Raw genomic sequence first — 21,396 nt, 5'->3', positions numbered from 1 at the left:
AAATAATTATGAAAAACATGAAATACTATATCGGGTTGGTTTTGACACTAATGCTAGCTTCTACAAGCTGTCAAGAAGATGATGCAAGAGTTGGCGAAATCATAGCACCTACTAACGTTAGCATCGCTGCAGAAATAGTAGGGGCCGATGCGGATAATCCTTATGGTGATGGTAGTGGTACCGTTAATTTTACATCTACGGCAGATGATGAAATAACTTATCAATTCCATTTTGGTGATGGTAGTGAAGGACTTTCTCCTACAGGTGAGATAGAACATAGATTTAGTGTTACTGGACTAAATACGTATACGGTTGTAGTTAATGCTGTTGGTACTGGTGGAGTTATATCTAGCACTTCCATGAATGTAGAAGTATTTAGCTCATTCTCAGACCTTGAAGCAGTAAATATGTTAGCGGGAACGGTCTTAGGCGAAACAAAAACATGGTACTGGGCTTCTAATATTCCAACACACGTAGGTTTAGGTCCTGTGGAAGAAGATTATGGAAACGGTGAATTTGCCTATGAAGCATGGTGGAACTCAATTGGGCCGTGGGATGAAGAGAAATCTTGTATGTATACCAATGAATTTGTATTTACACGGTTAGAAGAGGGTCTTACTTTTGAACAAACAGAAGGTCCGGCATTTATTCCTGGCACATATGCCGGCGTTATTGGCGTTGATGGCGATACCTGTCATGACGAAAGCGTAGCCACAACAATGTTCGGTCTTAAAAGTGTTACATTCGGACCTTCAACGTCCAAAGCAGCTTTAGAAGGTACTTACAATGAACAACCTTATAGAGGAACCGCTTTTGAAATATCTGACGGTGGATTTATGGGATGGTATGTTGGAGCAAGCTCTTATGATATTATTTCGGTTACCGAAGATTTTCTTGAAGTTAGAATTATTGAAGCTGGTGGAGTCAATGCTTGGTATCAAAAATTCACTTCAACTAGACCCGTAGAAGGAGAGGATGGTTTTGAATCGGTCTATGACAATTTAATTTGGGCCGATGAGTTTGATGTAGATGGAGCACCTGACCCAAACAATTGGGGTTATGACCTAGGTGCCGGCGGTTGGGGAAATCAAGAATCGCAAACCTATACCAATGAATTGGAAAATGCACGAATTGAGGATGGTATACTAAAAATAACCGCAAAAGCTGACGGCACGGGCGGATATACTTCAGCACGATTAAAATCTGAAAACTTACAAGAATTCACCTACGGTAGAGTTGAAATCAGGGCTAAGTTGCCATCGTCAGAAGGAACCTGGCCAGCAATCTGGGCATTGGGCGCTAATTTTGATACGGTAGGTTGGCCAGCATGTGGTGAAATTGATATTATGGAGCAAACAGGGAACGATAAGAGTACCACTTTAAGCACCCTTCATTTTACCGAAAACTTTGGAGGTGAAGGAGTAACAGGTTCGACCGAAGTTACTAACTCCACTTCCGAATTCCATAATTACACTGTAGAATGGACCCCAGATAATATACAATTTTTGGTAGATGACAACCCTGTGCATAACAGTTTTGACAACACTGAGAGTACACCATTTAATGATGATTTCTTTTTTATCCTAAATGTAGCTATGGGCGGTACACTTGGAGGAACAATCGATTCTGAATTTGCAGAGGACACTATGGAAATTGATTATATAAGGGTTTATCAGTAATTAATTGCTGTTAGTTCTACCTGCGGTGTTTAAGACTAGTTATGTACAAACTGGTGTTTCATTGCAAAACTTGTTGTAGGCAAACACAAAAACAACATTTTGTAAGGGCCGTTAAAGAAGTAATAATTGGAAATTAAGTTAAAATGAAACGATCATTATTTTTTCTTCTTGTCTGCATAGTCGCTTCCTGCAAGCAAATTGTCGAAAATAAAGGCAATCAATCCATGTTACAGAAGAATGTAGAGACGCCAGCAAGAGTTGAAATAAGCAAAAAAGGCGAGAAATATAGATTGTTGGTCAATAGCGAGGAATTTTACATAAAAGGTGCCGGCCTTGAATATGGTAATGTGCCCGCATTGGCCGAACATAATGCAAATTCATTTAGAACTTGGCGTACTGAGAATGGTCAAAAATCGGCGAAGGAGGTACTTGATGAGGCCCACAAAAATGGAATCATGGTAACAATGGGTATTGAAGTTGGCAGGGAACGTCATGGGTTTGATTACGATAATGAAGTCATAGTCCAAAACCAACTTAAAGATATCAAAAACAAAGTACTGGACATAAAAGATCATCCAGCTCTATTGATATGGGGTATTGGTAACGAACTTAACCTTCATTATAAAAACCCAAAAGTGTGGGATGCCGTAAATGATATATCTAAAATGATTCATGCCCTAGACCCTAACCATCCTACCACAACTAGTCTAGCAGGCTTGTCTCAAAAAGAAGTGGACTATATTAAAGAAAGGTGTCCAGACCTAGATATTTTATCGGTTCAAATGTATGGCGACTTGCCCAATCTTCCCTATTTAATTAAAAAGTTTGGGTGGAACGGCCCTTATATGGTTACTGAATGGGGAGCCACCGGTCATTGGGAGGTGCCAACGACCGATTGGGGAGCTCCTATTGAAGAGAATAGCTCTTTAAAAGCTAACAATTACTTAAAACGATATCAAGGAGGAATTGCAGCCGATTCCCTGCAATGTATAGGTTCGTATGTTTTTCTTTGGGGAAATAAGCAAGAACGTACACCTACTTGGTATGGTATTTTCTTGGAGAATGGCAAGGAAACGGAATCTGTAGATGTAATGCATTATCTATGGAACAGGAAATGGCCTGAAAACAGAACACCTAGCATAGAAAAATTCGTAATTGAAGGTAAAACGGCATACGACAATGTAACATTAGAGGTAAAAAAACAGTACAGTGCCCTTCTAAATGTAATGGACCAAGAAAAAGATTCCATTACCTATTCTTGGGAAATAATGCGCGAGAGTACCGATTTAAAAGACGGAGGTGACCATGAAATTCGCCCAAAAGTCATAGAAGGATTGATAGTATCGCAAAAAGAAAATAAGATTATATTTAATTCCCCACCCAAAGGAGCCTATAGATTATTTGTATATGCCTCCGATGGAAACAATCAGGCCGCTACCGCCAACATACCATTCTTAGTTGAATAATTGTTGGAAGACCGCTTTAAAAACCTCGTAAAAGAATTTTGTTTTTTTAAACATTTAGCTCAATACTAAACCTAGTTACGATTTTACAATTTCATAACAGATGAACCATGAGTCCAATAAAAATCAGGACAGATAGCTCATAACCCTAAAGTTTCTGGTTCGAGTCCAGTCCCCCATTACTCGAGAAGACAAGCCTTTCAAGAAATTGAGAGGCTTTTTTTATGTCTAATTTTCCTTACTTAATTCTGAAAATGGAAAACCAATACTGCAAGCACCCTTACATGGTTTACATTTTTGATAGGTTGAGTCCAAATTAAATAAACTATATTATCTATGACAAGGTCCGTCACCAAATTACATATTTATAAATTTGTTTGATGAACTATAGATTACACCATATAAAACATGCTTAACTCCGTAGCCTTAAGTTTTGAAAGATATTATAAACTTTCAGTCATATTTTTTTTAGTGTTTCAATTCCTACACTCTCAAGAAACACCCCCGATCATTAAGTTTTCAGCTTCAGAATATGGCGCCGAGAATCAAAATTGGGATGTAACACAAAATCCTCAAGGCAACATATATGTGGCCAATAATGAAGGGCTATTAGAATATGATGGTTCGAGATGGGCTCTATACCCCTCGGTCCACAATGCTGCAATTCGTTCATTATCTTCCTATAAGGACAAAATCTATACAGGTAGTTATATGGAATTTGGTTTTTGGACCAAAACGGATAAAGGGGTTATGGACTACCAATCTATCTCCAACTCCATAAAAAAAGAGTTATTCGAAGATGAAATCATATGGAATATTGAAGGTCTAGATAAATATGTAATTTTTCAATCTTACAATCGCCTTTATTTTTATGATACCGATTCAAAAGAGTTGAACTTTACTACGGACAAAGAAAACAACTATAGATTATTCAAGGTTGGCCAGAAAATTTATCTTCAGAAATACGATGGAAGAATATTTAATCTTGAAAACGGAACGGAAAAATTAATCGCCACCATACCGAAAAACCTGAACATAAAATTTCTACTTAACATCTTCTCCGTAAATGATGAGCTGGTAGTATTGACACGAACAAAAGGACTGTACAAAATAGAAAATCAAACACTTAAAAAATGGAATATTCCTGCCGATACGTTACTTAAAAACACACGCGTATTTAGAGGTATTCAATTAAAGGATAAGAGTTTTATGTTGGGTACCATCTCAAAAGGCATCGTTTCAATGTCAATAGATGGCCAAATAACCAGTTTAATTAACCAAACGAATGGTTTAAGCAACAATACCGTTCTAAATTTATTTGAAGACGCCGACGATAATATCTGGGCCGCCCTAGACAATGGCCTGGACTGCATAAACAGGCAATCCTATATAAGAGAATATAATGACCGAGACGGTACTTTTGGAACAACCTACGCCTCTATTATACACAATGAAAAACTCTATATTGGCACTAATCAAGGACTGTTCTATAAAAATATCGATTCTGATGAAAGTTTAAAATTTATCAAAGGGACAGAAGGACAAGTTTGGTCACTTTACGCCGCGAAGAGTCAATTACTATGTGGACACAATAACGGAGTCTTTTCCATTAACGAAAATAAAGCATCATTAGTTGCGCATATTGATGGGGTTTGGAACTTTAGGGCTATTCCTAATCAACCGGACAAGCTTCTTCTAGGGCATTATTCGGGCTTGGCGATTATGAAAAAAGATGGAAACGTTTGGAGTTTTGATCATAAAATAGAAGGATTTGAAATTTCCTCTCGTTTTTTTGAAATTCTAGATACGCATGAAGTTTGGGTAAATCATGAAACCAAAGGAATCTATCGCTTGGAACTAAATAACGACCTATTGTCTTTTAATTCCGTTACTCTTATTCCTGACATAGAAAAAAGTAAGGGTTCGGGAATAATAAAGATGGGTCACGATTTACTCTATACAAACCACAAAGGAATTTTCAAACTTGAACCCAGCTCAAAAAGTTTTATTAGAGATTCAACTTTGAGTCGACTTATCCCACATGGAGAATACCTATCGGGCAAATTAGTATTTGACAAAAAAGAGCGACTATGGAGCTTCAACCAAAACCATATCGCCTATACCCAAAAAGGGCCTTTGAACAATATGGTGACCTTCAACTCCATTCCCATTCAAAACAATTGGAGGGAAATGACCCTTAGCTTTGAAAATATCACCCAATTAGATAACAACAAATACCTGATAGGTAAAACTAATGGATATCTGCTAATAGACCTTGACAAGATTCCGAACAATTCCCATCAACTAGTTTTGGAAAAAGTCAACGTTACAAAAAATGAGAATAGTACCAAGAATGTTTCTAAACTTGACAAAGGTCAGTTTCAGTATAAAGAATCAACCCTCAACTTTAATTACAGCGTTCCTCAATACAACAAGTACGCCAACGTTAGCTATCAATATCAACTAGAGGGACTAAACGATTCATGGAGCGAATGGACCTCAACACCATCCATAACTTTTGAAAAGTTGCCATTTGGAGATTACGTATTCAGGGCACGTTCAAAAATTGGAAGCCATGAATCAGTGAATACAATACAATACAGTTTTACTATAGCCAGACCCTTTTATCTCTCCAACATAGCTTTATTGGCTTACGCCCTAGTCATATTTTGCCTTGGCCTGCTTATCCACAAATCCTACAAAAAGTACTACCGTAGACTAAACAGAAAAGCGATGCTTGAAAGTCAACGAGAAATACAACTGAAATATATTAAAAGTGAACAGGAAATGATACGCCTTAAAAATGAAAAACTAAACCAAGAAATTGAAAGCAAGAATAGCGAGTTGGCCATTTCCACAATGAGCTTGGTGAAAAGAAATGAATTGCTGAGAAGGGTTAAAAAAGAACTAAAAAAAAGCAATGATATTTTCAATAAAACCCATCCAGTTGTAAAACTGATAGACAAAAATTTAAACAGTTCTAAAGACCGAAAAATTTTCATGGAGGCATTTAATAATACCGATAGGGAATTTTTAACAAGAGCCAAAGAACTTCATCCCAATTTATCATCAAACGATTTAAAATTCTGCGCCTATCTACGCTTAAACCTTTCATCAAAGGAAATAGCTCCACTACTAAATATTTCCGTAAAAAGTGTCGAAGTAAGGCGTTCTAGGTTACGAAAAAAACTCGATTTAAAAAGAGAAACAAAACTTACGGACTACATTCTCTCTGTTTAATAGTTAAGATAACCCAAATAACACCACTACATTAACCCTACAAATTTTCTAAATTCTCTTTTTTAACTACCTTTTTTTATTAGTTCCTCAAAAAATTGAGCGGCATGAAGTCCTATAAACAATAGGACTTAAAGAGCATACTGGAGTTCTGTTTTAATATGTATGTTTTTGTAGGGTCCTGTTTTCTTTTTCAAAAGATAAATCTCTCTACTTTGGTAACAGATGGAACTTCATGTTCTTGTTATACAACAATTTACAACTGTCTAAAAAAACCCAACTTTAGTTTTGAACAAAACCAATACGCTATGATTACCAAATTATTTAACCCAAGAAAAAAGCTAATGTGGCTTTTGCTAAACATCTTTTCTGTTGTAGTGCTCTACTCTCAAGACCAGAAGAAAATAACAGGATTAGTTCTTGATCAAAATGGAATTCCCTTAGCCGGGGCCTCAATAGTGGTAAAAGGTACAACCCAGGGTACATCTACCGATTTTGATGGTAATTTCATCTTGAATGCTCCTTTAGATGCCACTACCTTAACCGCTTCATATATTGGTTATGCCAATGCAGATGTGCCTATTTCCAAGGGTCCTATAACTATTACTTTACAGGAGGATTCCAGTCAACTGGAAGAAGTCGTTGTTGTTGGTTATGGTACTCAGAAGAAAAGTGATGTAGTCAACGCGGTAGCCACAACGGATATTGAAAAAGCCATATTGACACCGACAGCAGATGTCAATGAAATGCTTAGAGGTAGAATAGCTGGCTTACAAGTAGATGTAGGAGGAGGTACTTTAAGACCTGGAGGCACATCAAATATCATCTTTAGGGGCCAAGGTTCTATTGAGGGTAGCGTTAGTGCCATTTATGTTGTAGATGGCATCATCAGAGATGGAGGAATTGAAGATATAGATTCTGATGATATAGAATCAATGGAGTTCCTAAAAGATGCATCTGCACAAGCTATTTACGGCTCAAGAGGGGCCAATGGTGTAGTTCTAATTACTACCAAGAGAGGCAAAAGCGGTAAAGTCAGTGTAAATTATCACGGGTTTGTATCATCAAAATCCATAGAGCGTAATTTTGACGTCTATAACGGACAAGAGTTTGCCCAATTAAGAAGAGAAGCAGCTAGGTCTAATATTGCAGATGGATCTTACCCTAACGAAGAGGATATCTTTTCTGAATTAGAATTGGCCTCTTTAGCTAATAACGAATTCATTAACTGGGAAGATGAGTTGGTAAAAAGCGGTTATGTAAACAGTCAGTCGGTTAGCGTAAGTGGCGGCACTGAATTTACCAAGGTTTTCGGTAGCGTTAATTATTTTAAAGAAGAAGGTATTATTCCAACTTCCAATTATACTAGAAAAACGTTACGTTTAAATGTAGATCAAAAAATCAGTGATAAGTTTTCAGTAAATTTTGATCTAAACATCTTGAACGATGATACCGAAAGGGCTGCAAACGTAAATGTAATCACAACTTCACCTTTGGGCAGGGCCTATGATGAAGATGGTAACCTAACACAATTTCCAAGTGGCGAGGAACTGTCCGCAGTAAACCCTATCTGGAATTTAAGGGAGCAAGATAATGATGAAAAGGGAAATGATTATGTAATAAATATTACTCCTATTTGGCAGATTACCAAAGACCTACAATATCAATTAAAGACCAACCTTACCAGAAGAACATCGGAAAGAGGACAATATCAATCTTCATTAAGTTCCGCCGGCGATGATGTCAATGGTATAGCTAGAATTGACAATAGTTTGATAGAGTCTTATTTGATAGAAAATATATTAACCTATGACAAGGCCTTTAATGAAAATAATAGGCTTAATTTGACTTTCGTTCAATCTTCACAAGAAAATAAGTACAGTAGAACATTTACCGAAGGACAAGGTTTTACCAATGAAAGTTTAAGTTATGACGGTATTTCAAATGCTGTAGGTAACGTAACTGTTGAACGCGACAAAAACCAGCAACGGTTGGCTTCCTTTATGACTAGGGCCAGATACAACCTCAACAATAAATATCTATTAACTGCAACGGCTAGGGCCGATGGGGCTTCCGTTAATTCACAAGATAATAAATGGAGCTTTAATCCCGCAGCTTCCTTCGCTTGGAAAATACATAATGAGGGTTTTTTACAAGATGTAAATTCTGTTCAAGAACTAAAATTCAGGGCTAGTTACGGTTCCTTAGTAAATGATCTTGGGCGTGCTTATACTTCTTTATTTACCGCAGATGGGCAAAACTATACTTTTGACGGCGAATCCTTTTCAGGCTACTCACCTTCTGTAATTCTTCCGAATACCGATTTGAAATTCGAAAGAATAACAACACTAAACCTAGGCCTTGATTTTTCGCTGTTCAATAGGCTTTTAACAGGTAATATTGATTATTACGATGCCAGAACAACGGATTTATTGCTCCGCCGAGGGGTGCCTTCTACCACAGGATACCAATACACCTTCTTTAATGCAGGGGAACTCCAAAATACCGGTGTGGAATTAAATCTGACGGCCAATATTGTAGATAACGATAAATTTAAATGGTCGGTTTCAACTAATTGGTCCACGAACAAAAACAAATTACTGGAACTCTATAATGATGGAGACAATAACCCGGTTACGACAGATGATAGCTATGGGTATTACGTAGGACAACCCGTTGGAGTTATTTATCAATATGAGTTTGATGGCATCTGGCAAGAAGGAGAAGATTTTGCCAATGCTCCACAGGCAAACCCCGAATCGGCGTTACCTCAGGAAAACCTTAGACCAGGCGATATTAAAATCAAAGATACTAACGGGGTAGATGCTAATGGCAATGAAACTGGAATACCGGATGGAAAGATAACACTTGAGGATCGAGTATATAAAAAATCCAATCCAGAATGGTTCGGTTCGTTATCCACTACTATAGCGTATAAAGGTTTTGATTTGTTTGTAGATTTCTACGCTGTTGAAGGTACTAACAAAGTAAATCCCTTTTTGTCTGATTTTAATAACGGCGGCACTCTTTCTGGAAAGCTAAATGGTGTAAAGGTAGATTATTATACCCCCGAGAATCCGTCCACATCATTTCCTAGACCTGATTTTGACAGTACTCCCCTATATTTAAATGCATTGGCTGTAAGAGATGCGTCTTACGTAAGATTAAGGACGGTTAGTTTAGGGTACACATTGCCCAATGCTATAACTTCCGATTTAAACCTTGAGCAAATTAGGTTTTATGTTACCGGAACCAATTTGTTCACCAATACCGATTATATCGGCTATAGTCCTGAAGTTAATATTAGAAGTACCTTTTCAAATGCCGACACTGGCTATCCAGACGCAAGAAGTTTCACTTTTGGTTTAAGGGTTAAATTTTAAAATAAGAAATTATGAATACCGAAAAACTATACATAAAATTAAAGAAGGGATTTACCCTACTAACGGTAGTATTTATAGCCGTATCGTGCGATGACTATTTAGAGGAACAACCGAGCACCTTAATAGATTCTGATTATATATATACTACCGAGGACGGATTAAAATCAGGCGTGGTAAGCTTATATAAGTTCAACAGGGATAGATATGATAACAGCACCGAAGATTTTATGGGAGCTGTCTTAATGTCTTCCCGAAGCGATCTTGCATTTAGTAGAACGGGGTATACAGGGTTAATGGGCAGATACGAAAGAGGAGTCTCTCCTGTAGATCAAGGCGCTAATTTTGTATCCTCGTTATTTTGGAAGCATTTTTATAACATTACAAATAAGGCCACTGAAATCATTAATGCTGCCGAGGAATTAGAAGAAATTGATGACGATACAAGAAACAAAGTTTTAGCCGAAGCCAAGTTTTTTAGATCCAACTCCTATTTTTATTTATATAGGATGTTCAATAACATTTTCGTTACAACTACTACGGTTACGGTAGATAATGCTTTTGATGTTATTAATGATAAATCATCCAAGGAAGAAATCTTTGCACTATTAAATAGTGACTTGGATTTCGCTATAGAACACTTGGAATGGAACGATACCTTTGGCCGCGTAACAAAAGGGACGGCAAAACACCTGAAAGCCAAAGTGGCCATGTGGGAAGGCGATTGGGAAGAGGCAAAGTACCAAGCGGTTTCGCTTATTGAAGAAGGGCCTCATAGCTTAATGCCAACAACGGAAGAAGTTTTTTCAGGTGATAGAAATAACGCAGAAGCATTGTTCGTCGTACAGTCTCAAGATGATCTATTGGGTGGCGGAGACAATACCATGATGAATGCCAACTATGTTACCCAATACTTTCAGATTTCCGGTATAGAGGCTAATATAGCCCAAGGTGGCAGAGGATTCTCCAGGATATTACCAAATCGATATTTACTAGACCTTCTAGCAGAGGACCCAAATGACACAAGGGATGACGATACTTATTTTAGATTAAAATACTATTACACTTCTGGCGACAGCATCAACCAAGAGATTAAAATCTATAAACCTATTACGGATTTGAGCTCCCCTAGCGACACCTATACCTCATACTACCAAAGACTTCATCCATCATGCATAAAGTTTGCCCAAGAAGACGATAACCCAAATTCTTATCTTCAAAGAAGCAACATATTAGCTTATAGATTGGCTGAGACCTATTTGATAGCGGCAGAGGCTATTATGCGATCCAGCGGAGACCCTTTACCTTATTTAAATGCGGTAAGAACTAGGGCGGGAGCCAGTCCCATAACCACTATAGATGAACAAGCTATCTTAGATGAACGGGCACGAGAACTTGCCTTTGAAGGGGAACGATGGTTTACTCTCAAAAGAATGGGACAAAACGTTATTGATAAACAAATAACAAATTATGCAGGTGATGGTGAATATTTTCCGGACAATTTAGGTGAAAAAGACCCACGTACAAATTGGAAGCCTTATTACATCAATTTTCCTATTGCACAGATTGATCTTGATTTGTTAGGCCCTGGCTATCCACAGAATGATGGTTACAATTAAAATACCCGAGTAAAAATTAATTTAAGTTGAGTTGAGTTGAGTTGAGAAGTTTGGGCATGGATCTTTTGATCTGTGCCCAAATATTAATGTTTAAAATGTAACGTATGAGATTTATTTTTTTATTGATGACAATGGTACTAGTTGGTTCTTGTTCCTCTACAAAAAAAACATCCGGGTTGTCCCAAAATAAGGTGGTAGCCCACAGAGGTGCATGGAAGGCCAAAAACTTACCGGAAAACTCCATTGCAGCTTTAAAGGAAGCTATTCGGATGCAATACGCAGGTAGCGAATTTGATGTACGTATGACGGCAAACGATTCTTTAATAATTACTCATGACCCAGATTATGCCAACCTAAATATCGAAGATACCTCTTATGAAAATCTAATCAGATTTCCTTTGAAAAACGGCGAAATACTACCTACCCTAAGACAATATATTGTAGCCGGCTTGCAAAACAATACGACTACCCGTCTTGTTTGCGAAATAAAACCTTCAACAAATAAGGAAAGGGGAGTTTTGATTGCAGAGAAAGTTTATAAGTTAATAGATGAACTCAAAGCACAACATATGGTCATCTACATTAGCTTTAGCTATGATATTTTAAAAAGATTGGAAGCACTGAACCCTGAAGTACATACGCAATACCTTGATGGAAGCAAATCTCCTGAAGTATTAAAACGAGATAGTATTGATGGTGCGGATTATTATTTTTCTGTCTTTAAAAAACATCCCGAATGGGTAATTAGTGCCAAAAAAAATAAAATAGCCCTAAATGCCTGGACGGTTAATGAGGAAGATGACATGGAGTGGTTCTTGAAAAATGATTTTGATTTTATCACAACGAACGAGCCAGAATTGCTACTCAAAATATCATCGCAACCCAGAAAATAGTACTTCTATGAAGAATTTAGTTACAACCTCTACACTCTCCCGAAGTTTCTTATCTTGTATATATAACTAAGACTCATGCAAAAGCCCCCTAATTTCAAATACCTTCTAATTTTAATTTTTGTAGGACTTATTGATGGCAGTTGCGAAAGCAACACTAAGAAAAACACAAACACTGAGCCAGGTGAAGAATCGCCCGAAGCCTACACGTTGGTATGGGCGGATGAATTTGATGGTACTGGTAAACCAAAATCTGCTAATTGGGCTTACGAAACAGGTTTTATTAGAAATAACGAAGCACAGTACTATACTAACGACCCAAAAAACGTTCGTATCGAGGATGGCTTTCTCATCATAGAGGCCCACAAGGAAAAGGTAATAAACGAGGCATTTGTTTCTGAAGAAACCGACAACTGGATAAAAAATAAGGAGTTTGGAGAATACTCCTCCGCCAGCTTAACTACCAAGGGTATAAACGAATGGAAATATGGCAAAGTCAGTGTTCGGGCCAAATTACCGAAGGGTACGGGAACTTGGCCGGCTATTTGGATGTTGGGCGAAAATTGGAAAGAAGTAGGTTGGCCAAAATGCGGTGAAATAGATATCATGGAACACGTTGGCTATCAAAACGATTCGATTTTCGGTACCGTTCATACTACATCTTTCAACCACATTAAAGGAACCGAAGTTGGCAAATCTGTTTTTATAGAAAATCCTTACGATGATTTCCATGAATATTCGATTGAATGGACACCAGAGAGAATAGATTTTATTCTAGACGGCAGCGTTTATCATCACTTTATAAACCTCCACAAAACCAATGCAGAATGGCCTTTTGACCAACCGTTTCATCTAAAATTAAACCTAGCCATTGGTGGTAGTTGGGGAGGACAAAAAGGTATAGACGATAGCATCTTTCCACAACAAATGATAATTGACTATGCTAGGGTATATCAACAAGAGTAAATTATAAATATTAAAATTCATAAGAAACGATATGTAAAACTCCTCTTAGTCATATTTCTAATCATTAATTTATGTCACTCAATACCGGAAATACTATCTTTCAATTTAAATAACCTTCGCTAGACCAATGACAGACTCTATAATAGATTCTAACGTATCTTTTCTATTTTCAAAACGGTAATATTCTAGCAAATTTTCTATATTTTCTATTGTGGTTTTGAATTGCATCCAATCAATAACCATGCTTTTGGTCGTTAGGTACAAATGCCCATTTATTTTGGTGAATATGGTAATCCCATGCAAATCATTAGGCCATTAGGTAGAAATAAAGTCACTTTCCTGAAAGTGATAATGTATTTTTTTTAAAAAATATAAATTGTTATAGCACATCCTTTGCTGTTCGTTTTAAAGTTAGGAGAGGTCGTAAACCGCTAAAATCCACTAACCCTACTATTCATCGGCAATAGCTCTTCTCCTTGCCTAGCATATTTAACACTCATAACCCTTGGATCGTCACTAGGTCTATATTTAATTAAGATGGGATGCCATCCTTTTTTTAAAGCTACTTTACCATGTCGTTTTCGTGGGCCGTGCCAGCCGCCATTGTCAACAATCAGTTCGTCACCTATCAATAAATGGTCTCCGCCATCAGAACGTGTTTCAAACTCATAAACCGCATCTTCTTCTGCGTGAAAATAGCCTTGAAACACTAAATTAAAGCTTTTCTCTTCCTTGAACCCTGCCAAATCAACACTATCTACCTTTTCCCCTTTTAAGTTGGTATCCGGTTTTAGACTTTTCACCTCCTTATGTTTTCCTTTAATAACAAACCTTTTCAATCCCTTGGTTTTAGGAACTTCGTTAGATGCTTCCCGGTATGTTGTCCGGGTTACTTTTGTAGACTTTAGGTCATTGAATATTTTACCCCTGTATGCTCTTGCTTTTATTGTTACAGTGTCTTCAACCAAGAATGGCTTTTCATATTTAATGGATTCTGGTGTTGGTACGGTTCCATCCAAAGTATAAAAAATCTCAACTCCTTCTAGTGGATAAGCTAGTTTTAACGGCACCAATGCACTGTCTACAATGGCTATTTCTTTATCCAATCCTTTGACGGCGGGTATGTAATAATGGACATCTAGAACATCTAACCTCTTGTACTGCTTTTCTACTCTTGAATTAAAGTCGTCAAAACTCTTAGTCTCAGCTGAAGCCCAACCGTTTTCAGCAACTGCCAATATTCTTGGAAAAGCTTGGTACTGTAATCGTTTAAAATTAGGTATCCATTCCGACCATAAATTGGCCTGGATACCTAGCACATTTTTTGATTGTTCTTCTGTAAAATTTTCAGGCACGGGCTCGTAATTATAGATTCTTTCTAAAGGATTTCCTTCATTTAAATAATCAAAATAATATGCGTCTGTTGTTGTAATTATGGTTTCATTTCCATTTTCAGCTGCCTTTTCCAGGGCATCTGGCCTCCAGCCCCTCCACCACATAATGGTAGCTTCTTTGGTTAGACCGCCTTCTACAATTTCATCCCAACCCAATAATTTTTTCCCTTTGGAGTTTAAAAATTGCTCTATATCCCTATTAAAATAAGACTGCAATTCGTGCTCGTCTGACAGACCGTGTTTTTTAATTGCCTTTTGGCAATGCGGACACTTTTCCCACGATTTAATATTGACCTCATCTCCACCAATGTGAATGTAATCCGAAGGAAAAATTTCAGCGACTTCAGATAAGATATTCTTCATAAAATTATAAGTCGTTTCCTTACCTAAACAAGCAGGATAAGTAAAAACCGTATCCCAGCCAGAATCTTCGTTACACGATAAATAAGGATAATTATCTATAGCAGATTTGAAATGGCCCGGCATATCAATTTCAGGGATAACGGTAATGCTTCGCTCATCTGCATAGGCTATGATTTCCTTGATTTCTTCTTGAGTGAAAAAGCCACCGTATTTTCGTTCTCCATCAACTTCTTTGAAATTGGATTCGTCTATTTTATAAAGCTCATTTTCAACGGCTCTGGTATTACAAATAGTATCTTGATTATTGGGAATACGCCACGCACCTTTTTCCGTCAATAACGGATACTTTTTTATCTCCATACGCCAGCCCTGATCATCGGTAAGGTGCATGTGATAGGTGTTCATCTTGTAGAGCGCCATATAATCCAAAAAGGATTTGACCTCGTCCATTTTGAAAAAATGACGACTAAAATCCATATGCATTCCTCTCCACTGAAAGCGTGGCTCATCACTAATGGCCACTGTTGGAATCAGCCATTCTGCTTTAACTTTTTCTGCAGATTCAATTTCAGCAGGAAGCAATTGGCGTAGGGTCTGGACAGCATTGAAGAATCCGTTTTCATGGGATGCTTCAACCGTAATTTCATTCGGATGTACATCAAGCATATATTCTCCCTTTTTCATACCTGAAATAGTAGTAAAAACTATGCTTTGCTCAATACTTTCGGCCGTGTGTTCTAAAGAAAATCCAGCAGCTTTAGAAAACAAGTTCGTCAAAGAATTTGCCGCTTTCTTGTGCATTTCATCACTGACAACCAATTTGGTATCAGATGTAACCCTGAAAGAACCTTCACCCAAATCAAAACTTGTTGGCTTGGGCAGTAATGAAATATCTTCTTTTTTAAACGATGGGTTAGGTGATGTACATGCAGATAACACTGTAATTAGTGCCAGTGCTAAGAATAATTTCTGATTCTTCATTTGTAAGAATTTCATATTTGAACGCATAAGCGACATCTTGTTTTCTATCTGATTTCCATTTTGAAAATAGTATCGATACTTTCGTCATCAAGTGATGCAGGATATAGAAAAATCCCCTCTTTAACTTGCTTGAATTTAATTTTGGTAGCACCATCAAAAGAAGAAACGGACTTTATCTTTTCCATAAGTTCAGGAATAAAAATGTAGGGTTCGGTAGGAGCGTCTAAAACGTGAACGTATAAGGTATTTTCTTTTTTAGTAATTGTTCCCCAATCTTGAGTTTTGATCACACCCCCTCTTGTTCCGTAAATAGACTCCCCATATTTTGTGGCCCACTCTCCCATTTCTTTCAATGTAGATACAAATTCTGGTTGAATTTCGCCGTTTGGCATAGGGCCTACGTTAAGTAAAAGATTTCCATTTTTTCCTGCTGCCTTTACCAAAAAATGAACCAATTGTTTCGTGGTCTTAAACTTTGTGTCGTTTAAATCAAAACCCCATGTTTTAGCCATAGTAGCACAAGATTCTAAAGGCAATGGGCTAATCTCTACACCAGCGCTATATCCTCCTTTATTCTCTCCTGGTAAATCCCTTTCAAAGGTTTGAATATCTTCTCCCGGAATAGGCTGTATGTGGTGATTGTTCGCAATTAAGGTATTTGGACTCAATTCATGAATCAACGAATAAAGTTCATCATAATTCCAATTGGCCTTTTTTCTATCCCAATGTCCATCGAACCAAATACAGCCTATTTCGCCATAATTGGTAAGTAGTTCCGTAAGTTGCGCTTTCATGAATTTCACATAATCGCCCCAAGCTTCTTCATCGCCTTTTTTTCCATTTTTATAATCGTCACGTGCCCAATCTAGAAGTGAGTAATAGAAATTCAATTTTATGCCTTCCTTCTTACAAGCCTCAGCCAACTCTTTTAATGGATCTCTATCAAATCTGGTTGCATCTATAATGTCATAGTCGGTAGCATCCGTATCGAACATGCTAAAACTATCATGGTGTCTAGAGGTAATAGTTATGTATTTCATACCTGCAGCCTTAGCAATTTTTACCCATTCATCGGCATCAAAATCCTCTGGGTCAAAAAATTTAGGTAGTTTTTTATACGTATCCAGCTTTATTTTCTGTTGGTACATCACCCATTCTCCATCACCTAAAACGCTATATACGCCCCAGTGAATGAACATACCAAATTTCATATCCTGAAACTCTTTTCGAGCCTGAAGATTACCTTCTGTAGGTGTGTACTCTGGCATAAGGTATTCGTATTTTACCTGTGCGCCAACTTGGTTCACCATTATGGTTAATACGGCTAATAAAAGTAACTTTTTCATCTGTTCAGTTTAATTTCTAGTTAATCTCTTTAATATTAATTATTCCTCTATAATTATTTTGGTGGCACCCAACAAATCTTTCACGGCCTCCGGGTCTCCTTTTCGATTCGATTTTGTAGCCGCATCGCCATACCAATATACCCCTACACCGTATTCCATATCACAATCAGTCCAGCTCCAAATTTCCATGTCTAGTTGCAGCGAGCTGCCAAATGGCATACCGTCCAAAGCACGGGTTCGTGTTTCCGTACTGTATTTTTGGGTGTTTCTATCACCAATCTCCGCTTCGGTTTTTCTATTGATTTTATTGTATTTATTGGAGTTTGGCTGTGCATGAAATGGGTGCTCATAAAAATCATTGCTCATGCCTCCCCAAGAATATCCATAATAGTCTTCTGTTCCGGTTCCGAAAATCGAAGGAAAATCTTCTCCATCTACCCAAATTTTTTCATCACCTTCGCCCCACCATCTCTTTACAGGATTCCATATGGTTAAAGCATCACCTACATACACTCCCCTACCTTTTAGCGTAACATAATTCCAATCTGAAAACGGTCTTGTTGAAACCGGATATTCACCTCTCCAAGCTGCATTAAAATACATGCTATTTTTATCCCAGGTATAAGCGCCAACTACAGCTTCTAGGTTTATATTAATAGGATTATTGCCAAGATTAATAACAGAGATTTTTCCATTTTTTTGATATGGCATCACCCATCTACTGGACATCGTTCCGTCATTTGCAACAGTTCTGTACCACCCTTGAAAAGGGTTTAAACCAATACCGCATCCAAAAAAATCGCCAATAGGAATCCATACTGTTTCTTGCCCATCAAACTCCATTTTTAAAACTACCGATCGTGTAATCGTAGAATCTTTATAACTATCTAATTTTAATGATAAACCTCGAACAGCATTTGTACCAGAAGTTAATTCAACAGATTTTTCTTCACCTGTATTTAAGGTTTCCGATAATGTAAAATGTTTTCCTTCTGTTATTTTTTCCGGAGCCAATAAAGCATCACCCACTTTTTTAATTAAAGTATTTTCCTCTTTAAAATCTTTAAAAGTGAAGGTTTTAATTTTGGTTCCCTCATCATACTCGCGATACGTGAATTGATAGAAAAATGGTTTTTCGGTTACTGTTATCTTACAACTTTTGGCATAAGGAATAGGAAAAAAAGAAACCGATGATCGCAATGATTTATGGGCAAAAGGAAAAGGAAACAAACCTGTGCCATTCAAAAGTCCCAACATATTTCCTTGCAAAGTTGGTTCTTTAGCTCCGTCTAAATAAATTTTGACAATACTGGTTGTTGTTGGTTTTTGAGCGTTTAAAAAAGGCATCCATGTACGAACTATAGCACCAGGACCTTGATGATCCATTATTACCCATTCTTTTTGTCCGTTAATTTCTTCGGTTCGAATGAAATTTTGATCTTCTTCTTTATTTTTTCTGTTGAAATCTTGATTTATAAACCAGCCAACCGTATCATTTGTTGTTTTTGATGCTCTGTTGTAACTACTTTCTTGTTTTAAACGAAAATCCTTTGTTGGAAATTTGGTTATTGCATCGCGATCTATCATTTCATTTAATAATGACGAAATGCTAATTTTATCTTCTTGGTCTTTGCTTTGAGAACATGAGCCCAAAAACAGTACAAGTACAGTAATACGTGCGGTATTAATTATCAAATTTTTCATTACATCTTATTGTTTTACAGGTTCTGGTCCCATCTCCATTTCTAATATACCTCCCCGGGTTATTTCATCATGGGTAATCCAATACCTATCTAAATTTTTGCCATTTAATTTCATGGACTGTATGTAGATATTTTTTTCTGAATTGTTGTTTGCTATAATTTTGAAGGTTTTACCGGTATAATAATCGCTATCTAACTTGATTTCGACTTCGTTGAATACTGGACTTGTTATTTGATATTTATTATCACCAGGATTTATAGGGTGAATTCCTATGGATGCTAAAACATACCAAGCGGACATTTGCCCTACGTCTTCGTTTCCACACAATCCAAAGGCATCAGTTCCATAGGCATCATTACAAATAGTTCGTGTATATTTCTGCGTTAGATGCGGCATCCCTGCTTCGTTTAACATAAATGGTACATGGTGTACCGGCTCATTTGGGTGGTTGTAATAATTATTCCACAGAAAATCTTCTGGAGTGTTATCAAAGAACGAAACCAGTTCATCTTTAAAAGCTTCTTCCCCTCCCATTAAATCTTTTAAACCATCAATATCATGCGGAACGAACCATCCTTGTTGGTATGGATTACTTTCTATACAGCCTTGACCATGTTTTGTTTTCCCTTCCCAATCTAACCACGTACCTGTACTATCTTTTGCCCTGAACCAACTAACCTCATCGTTCCAGATGTTTTTATAGTTTTTACTACGTTTAAAATATTCACTGGCTATTTCTTTTTTTCCCAAAGACTCGGCCATAGTAGCCAAACACCAATCGGAATACGCGTATTCTAAGGTTTTTGATATATGCTTATTTGAATATCCCAACTCGCCATTTCCTGTATTATTAACCGTATTTAAAGAATATTGAAATGCTTTTTCCACATCGTAATTACGGATGCCTTTCTGGTACGCATCGTTAATTACGGAAACCGCAGGATTACCTAACATAACCCCTGAATACGAGTTTAGCATTTCCCAACGTGGTAAATATTCGCGACCACTCAATTCTGCCATTTGTAAGAGTGAATTAATCTCGTCATTTACTAAGCTTGGATTAATAATGGTCTGTAAAGGAAATTGCGAACGGAAAACATCCCAACCACTAAAAATGGTACGGTATGTAAAATCTTTGGTCTGGTGTACTTTTTTATCGGCACCCATATAATTACCATTTACATCGGAAAATGCCCTTGGGTCTATTAAAGTATGATAAAGAGAGGTGTAAAAAATGGTTTTCTCTCTATCCGAAGCTCCTTTCACCGAAATGTTTTCTATGGATTTGCTCCAAAGAGCTCTAGCTTCTTGTCTGGTTTTATCAAAATCCCAGTGATTAATATCGTGCTCTAAATTCTCTTTAGCTCCGTCTATACTGACAAAGGAAATCCCACTCTTTACTAAAACTTCCTCACCCTCTTGAGTATTAAAGTTTGAATAGAAACCTAGATGCTTTCCTTGCATTTCTGTTTTATTCGTATAAATCTTGGCGTTTTTTACCGCATCTTGGTAGTTGTCCTTTCTTATCCAACGCATTTTTCGTTTTACATCAGGTAAATCTGCACTCCAAATACCATAATCCTTTAAAGGTTTGCTAAACTGGCAATAGAAATAAACCACATAATCGGCATTACCCGCACCTGCTCCCCAGCCACCACCTTCTGGCGGACATTTCATCCAACCCTCAATCGTATTTTCGTTTACTATTTTTATGTATTGCTCTGTTGATGTTCCACCAACTCTACGCGATAAATCAATCTGTACACGAGAACTATCGCTTTCAGGATACGTAAACCGAATAATTCCGGCTCTTGGTGCTGCTGTAAGTTCTGTTTTGACTTTATAGTCGTCTAAGGTAACCGCATAATAACCTGCCTGAGTAATTTCGCTATCATGAGAATAACGGGAACGGTAACCACTTTCCGGTTCCTCGGGTACACCACGATTTGTTTGTAATGCGCCTACCGTTGGGGTAACCAGAAAATTACCCAAATCTCCAAACCAGCCGATTCCGCTCATGTGAGTAAAACTGAATCCTTCCATAGTTGGGTGTTCGTAAGAATAACCCGGTCCATTATCACCTCCCGTAAACGTATCCGGACTCAATTGTACCAGACCAAATGGTGTGGCCGCACCAGGAAAAGTTTTGCCAAAACCATGGGCATCTTTTGACTTTTTACCATACGTGACCGCACCGATTATAGGGTCTATATAATCCACCGCCTGCTTTCCGATTTTCTCTGCTACTTCATCTTGCTGAACTATCTTTTTCTCTACATTTGAGGAAGAACAGGCTATAACGAGACTAGATAATAGTACGCTAACACAAACTAATATTTTAATATTCTTAACCTTCATATATACCCTTGGTTCT

The 21,396-nt window shown here is 37.4% G+C and carries 11 protein-coding genes; 7 read left to right on the top strand and 4 right to left on the bottom strand.

Features of this window, described 5'->3' with window-relative positions; genetic code table 11:
- Nucleotides 1-8: 8 nt before the first annotated feature.
- The 7 genes from IWB64_RS09345 (at nt 9) to IWB64_RS09315 (ending at nt 13,234) form a co-directional block, all read left to right on the top strand.
- Nucleotides 9-1,679, top strand: coding sequence for a family 16 glycosylhydrolase (locus IWB64_RS09345; protein WP_194533762.1), 1,671 nt, complete (start codon nt 9-11; stop codon nt 1,677-1,679).
- Between the two features lie 143 nt (nt 1,680-1,822).
- Complete coding sequence (locus IWB64_RS09340) at nt 1,823-3,145, top strand: glycoside hydrolase family 2 TIM barrel-domain containing protein (RefSeq protein WP_194533761.1); 1,323 nt, start codon at nt 1,823-1,825, stop codon at nt 3,143-3,145.
- Nucleotides 3,146-3,613: 468 nt separating this feature from the next.
- Nucleotides 3,614-6,382, top strand: coding sequence for a helix-turn-helix and ligand-binding sensor domain-containing protein (locus IWB64_RS20580; RefSeq protein ID WP_194533760.1), 2,769 nt, complete (start codon nt 3,614-3,616; stop codon nt 6,380-6,382).
- 305 nt (nt 6,383-6,687) lie between these two features.
- Nucleotides 6,688-9,762: a SusC/RagA family TonB-linked outer membrane protein gene (locus tag IWB64_RS09330; RefSeq protein ID WP_194533759.1), complete on the top strand. Its 3,075-nt coding sequence runs from the start codon at nt 6,688-6,690 to the stop codon at nt 9,760-9,762.
- Nucleotides 9,763-9,773: 11 nt separating this feature from the next.
- Complete coding sequence (locus IWB64_RS09325; protein ID WP_194533758.1) at nt 9,774-11,378, top strand: RagB/SusD family nutrient uptake outer membrane protein; 1,605 nt, start codon at nt 9,774-9,776, stop codon at nt 11,376-11,378.
- Between the two features lie 104 nt (nt 11,379-11,482).
- Nucleotides 11,483-12,271 (top strand): glycerophosphodiester phosphodiesterase, encoded by a 789-nt coding sequence (locus tag IWB64_RS09320; RefSeq protein WP_194533757.1) that lies wholly within the window; start codon nt 11,483-11,485, stop codon nt 12,269-12,271.
- Nucleotides 12,272-12,346: 75 nt separating this feature from the next.
- Nucleotides 12,347-13,234 (top strand): glycoside hydrolase family 16 protein, encoded by an 888-nt coding sequence (locus IWB64_RS09315; RefSeq protein ID WP_194533756.1) that lies wholly within the window; start codon nt 12,347-12,349, stop codon nt 13,232-13,234.
- 431 nt (nt 13,235-13,665) lie between these two features.
- Here the strand turns inward: IWB64_RS09315 and IWB64_RS09310 are convergent, their stop codons facing one another.
- The 4 genes from IWB64_RS09310 to IWB64_RS09295 are packed head-to-tail and all read right to left on the bottom strand — an operon-like array spanning nt 13,666 to nt 21,380.
- Entirely contained in the window at nt 13,666-15,972 is a 2,307-nt protein-coding gene (locus tag IWB64_RS09310) for a family 20 glycosylhydrolase (RefSeq protein WP_194533755.1), read from the bottom strand.
- Nucleotides 15,973-16,016: 44 nt separating this feature from the next.
- Nucleotides 16,017-17,318 carry an alpha-L-fucosidase gene (locus IWB64_RS09305; RefSeq protein ID WP_194533754.1) on the bottom strand — a complete coding sequence of 434 codons (1,302 nt, stop codon included), beginning with the start codon at nt 17,316-17,318 and terminating at the stop codon, nt 16,017-16,019.
- A 39-nt stretch (nt 17,319-17,357) separates the two neighbouring features.
- Nucleotides 17,358-19,022 (bottom strand): glycoside hydrolase family 172 protein, encoded by a 1,665-nt coding sequence (locus tag IWB64_RS09300; RefSeq protein ID WP_226975843.1) that lies wholly within the window; start codon nt 19,020-19,022, stop codon nt 17,358-17,360.
- 6 nt (nt 19,023-19,028) lie between these two features.
- The gene (locus tag IWB64_RS09295) at nt 19,029-21,380 is read right to left on the bottom strand and encodes a GH92 family glycosyl hydrolase (RefSeq protein ID WP_194533753.1); all 2,352 of its coding nucleotides are present in this window, start codon (nt 21,378-21,380) and stop codon (nt 19,029-19,031) included.
- Between the last annotated feature and the right edge of the window lie 16 nt (nt 21,381-21,396).

Origin of the sequence: Zobellia nedashkovskayae (assembly GCF_015330125.1) — a bacterium.
In the GTDB taxonomy this organism is placed as follows: Bacteria; Bacteroidota; Bacteroidia; order Flavobacteriales; family Flavobacteriaceae; genus Zobellia; species Zobellia nedashkovskayae.
The sequence above is the reverse complement of the archived record's forward strand: the minus strand, read 5'-3'. Positions and strand labels throughout refer to the sequence as shown.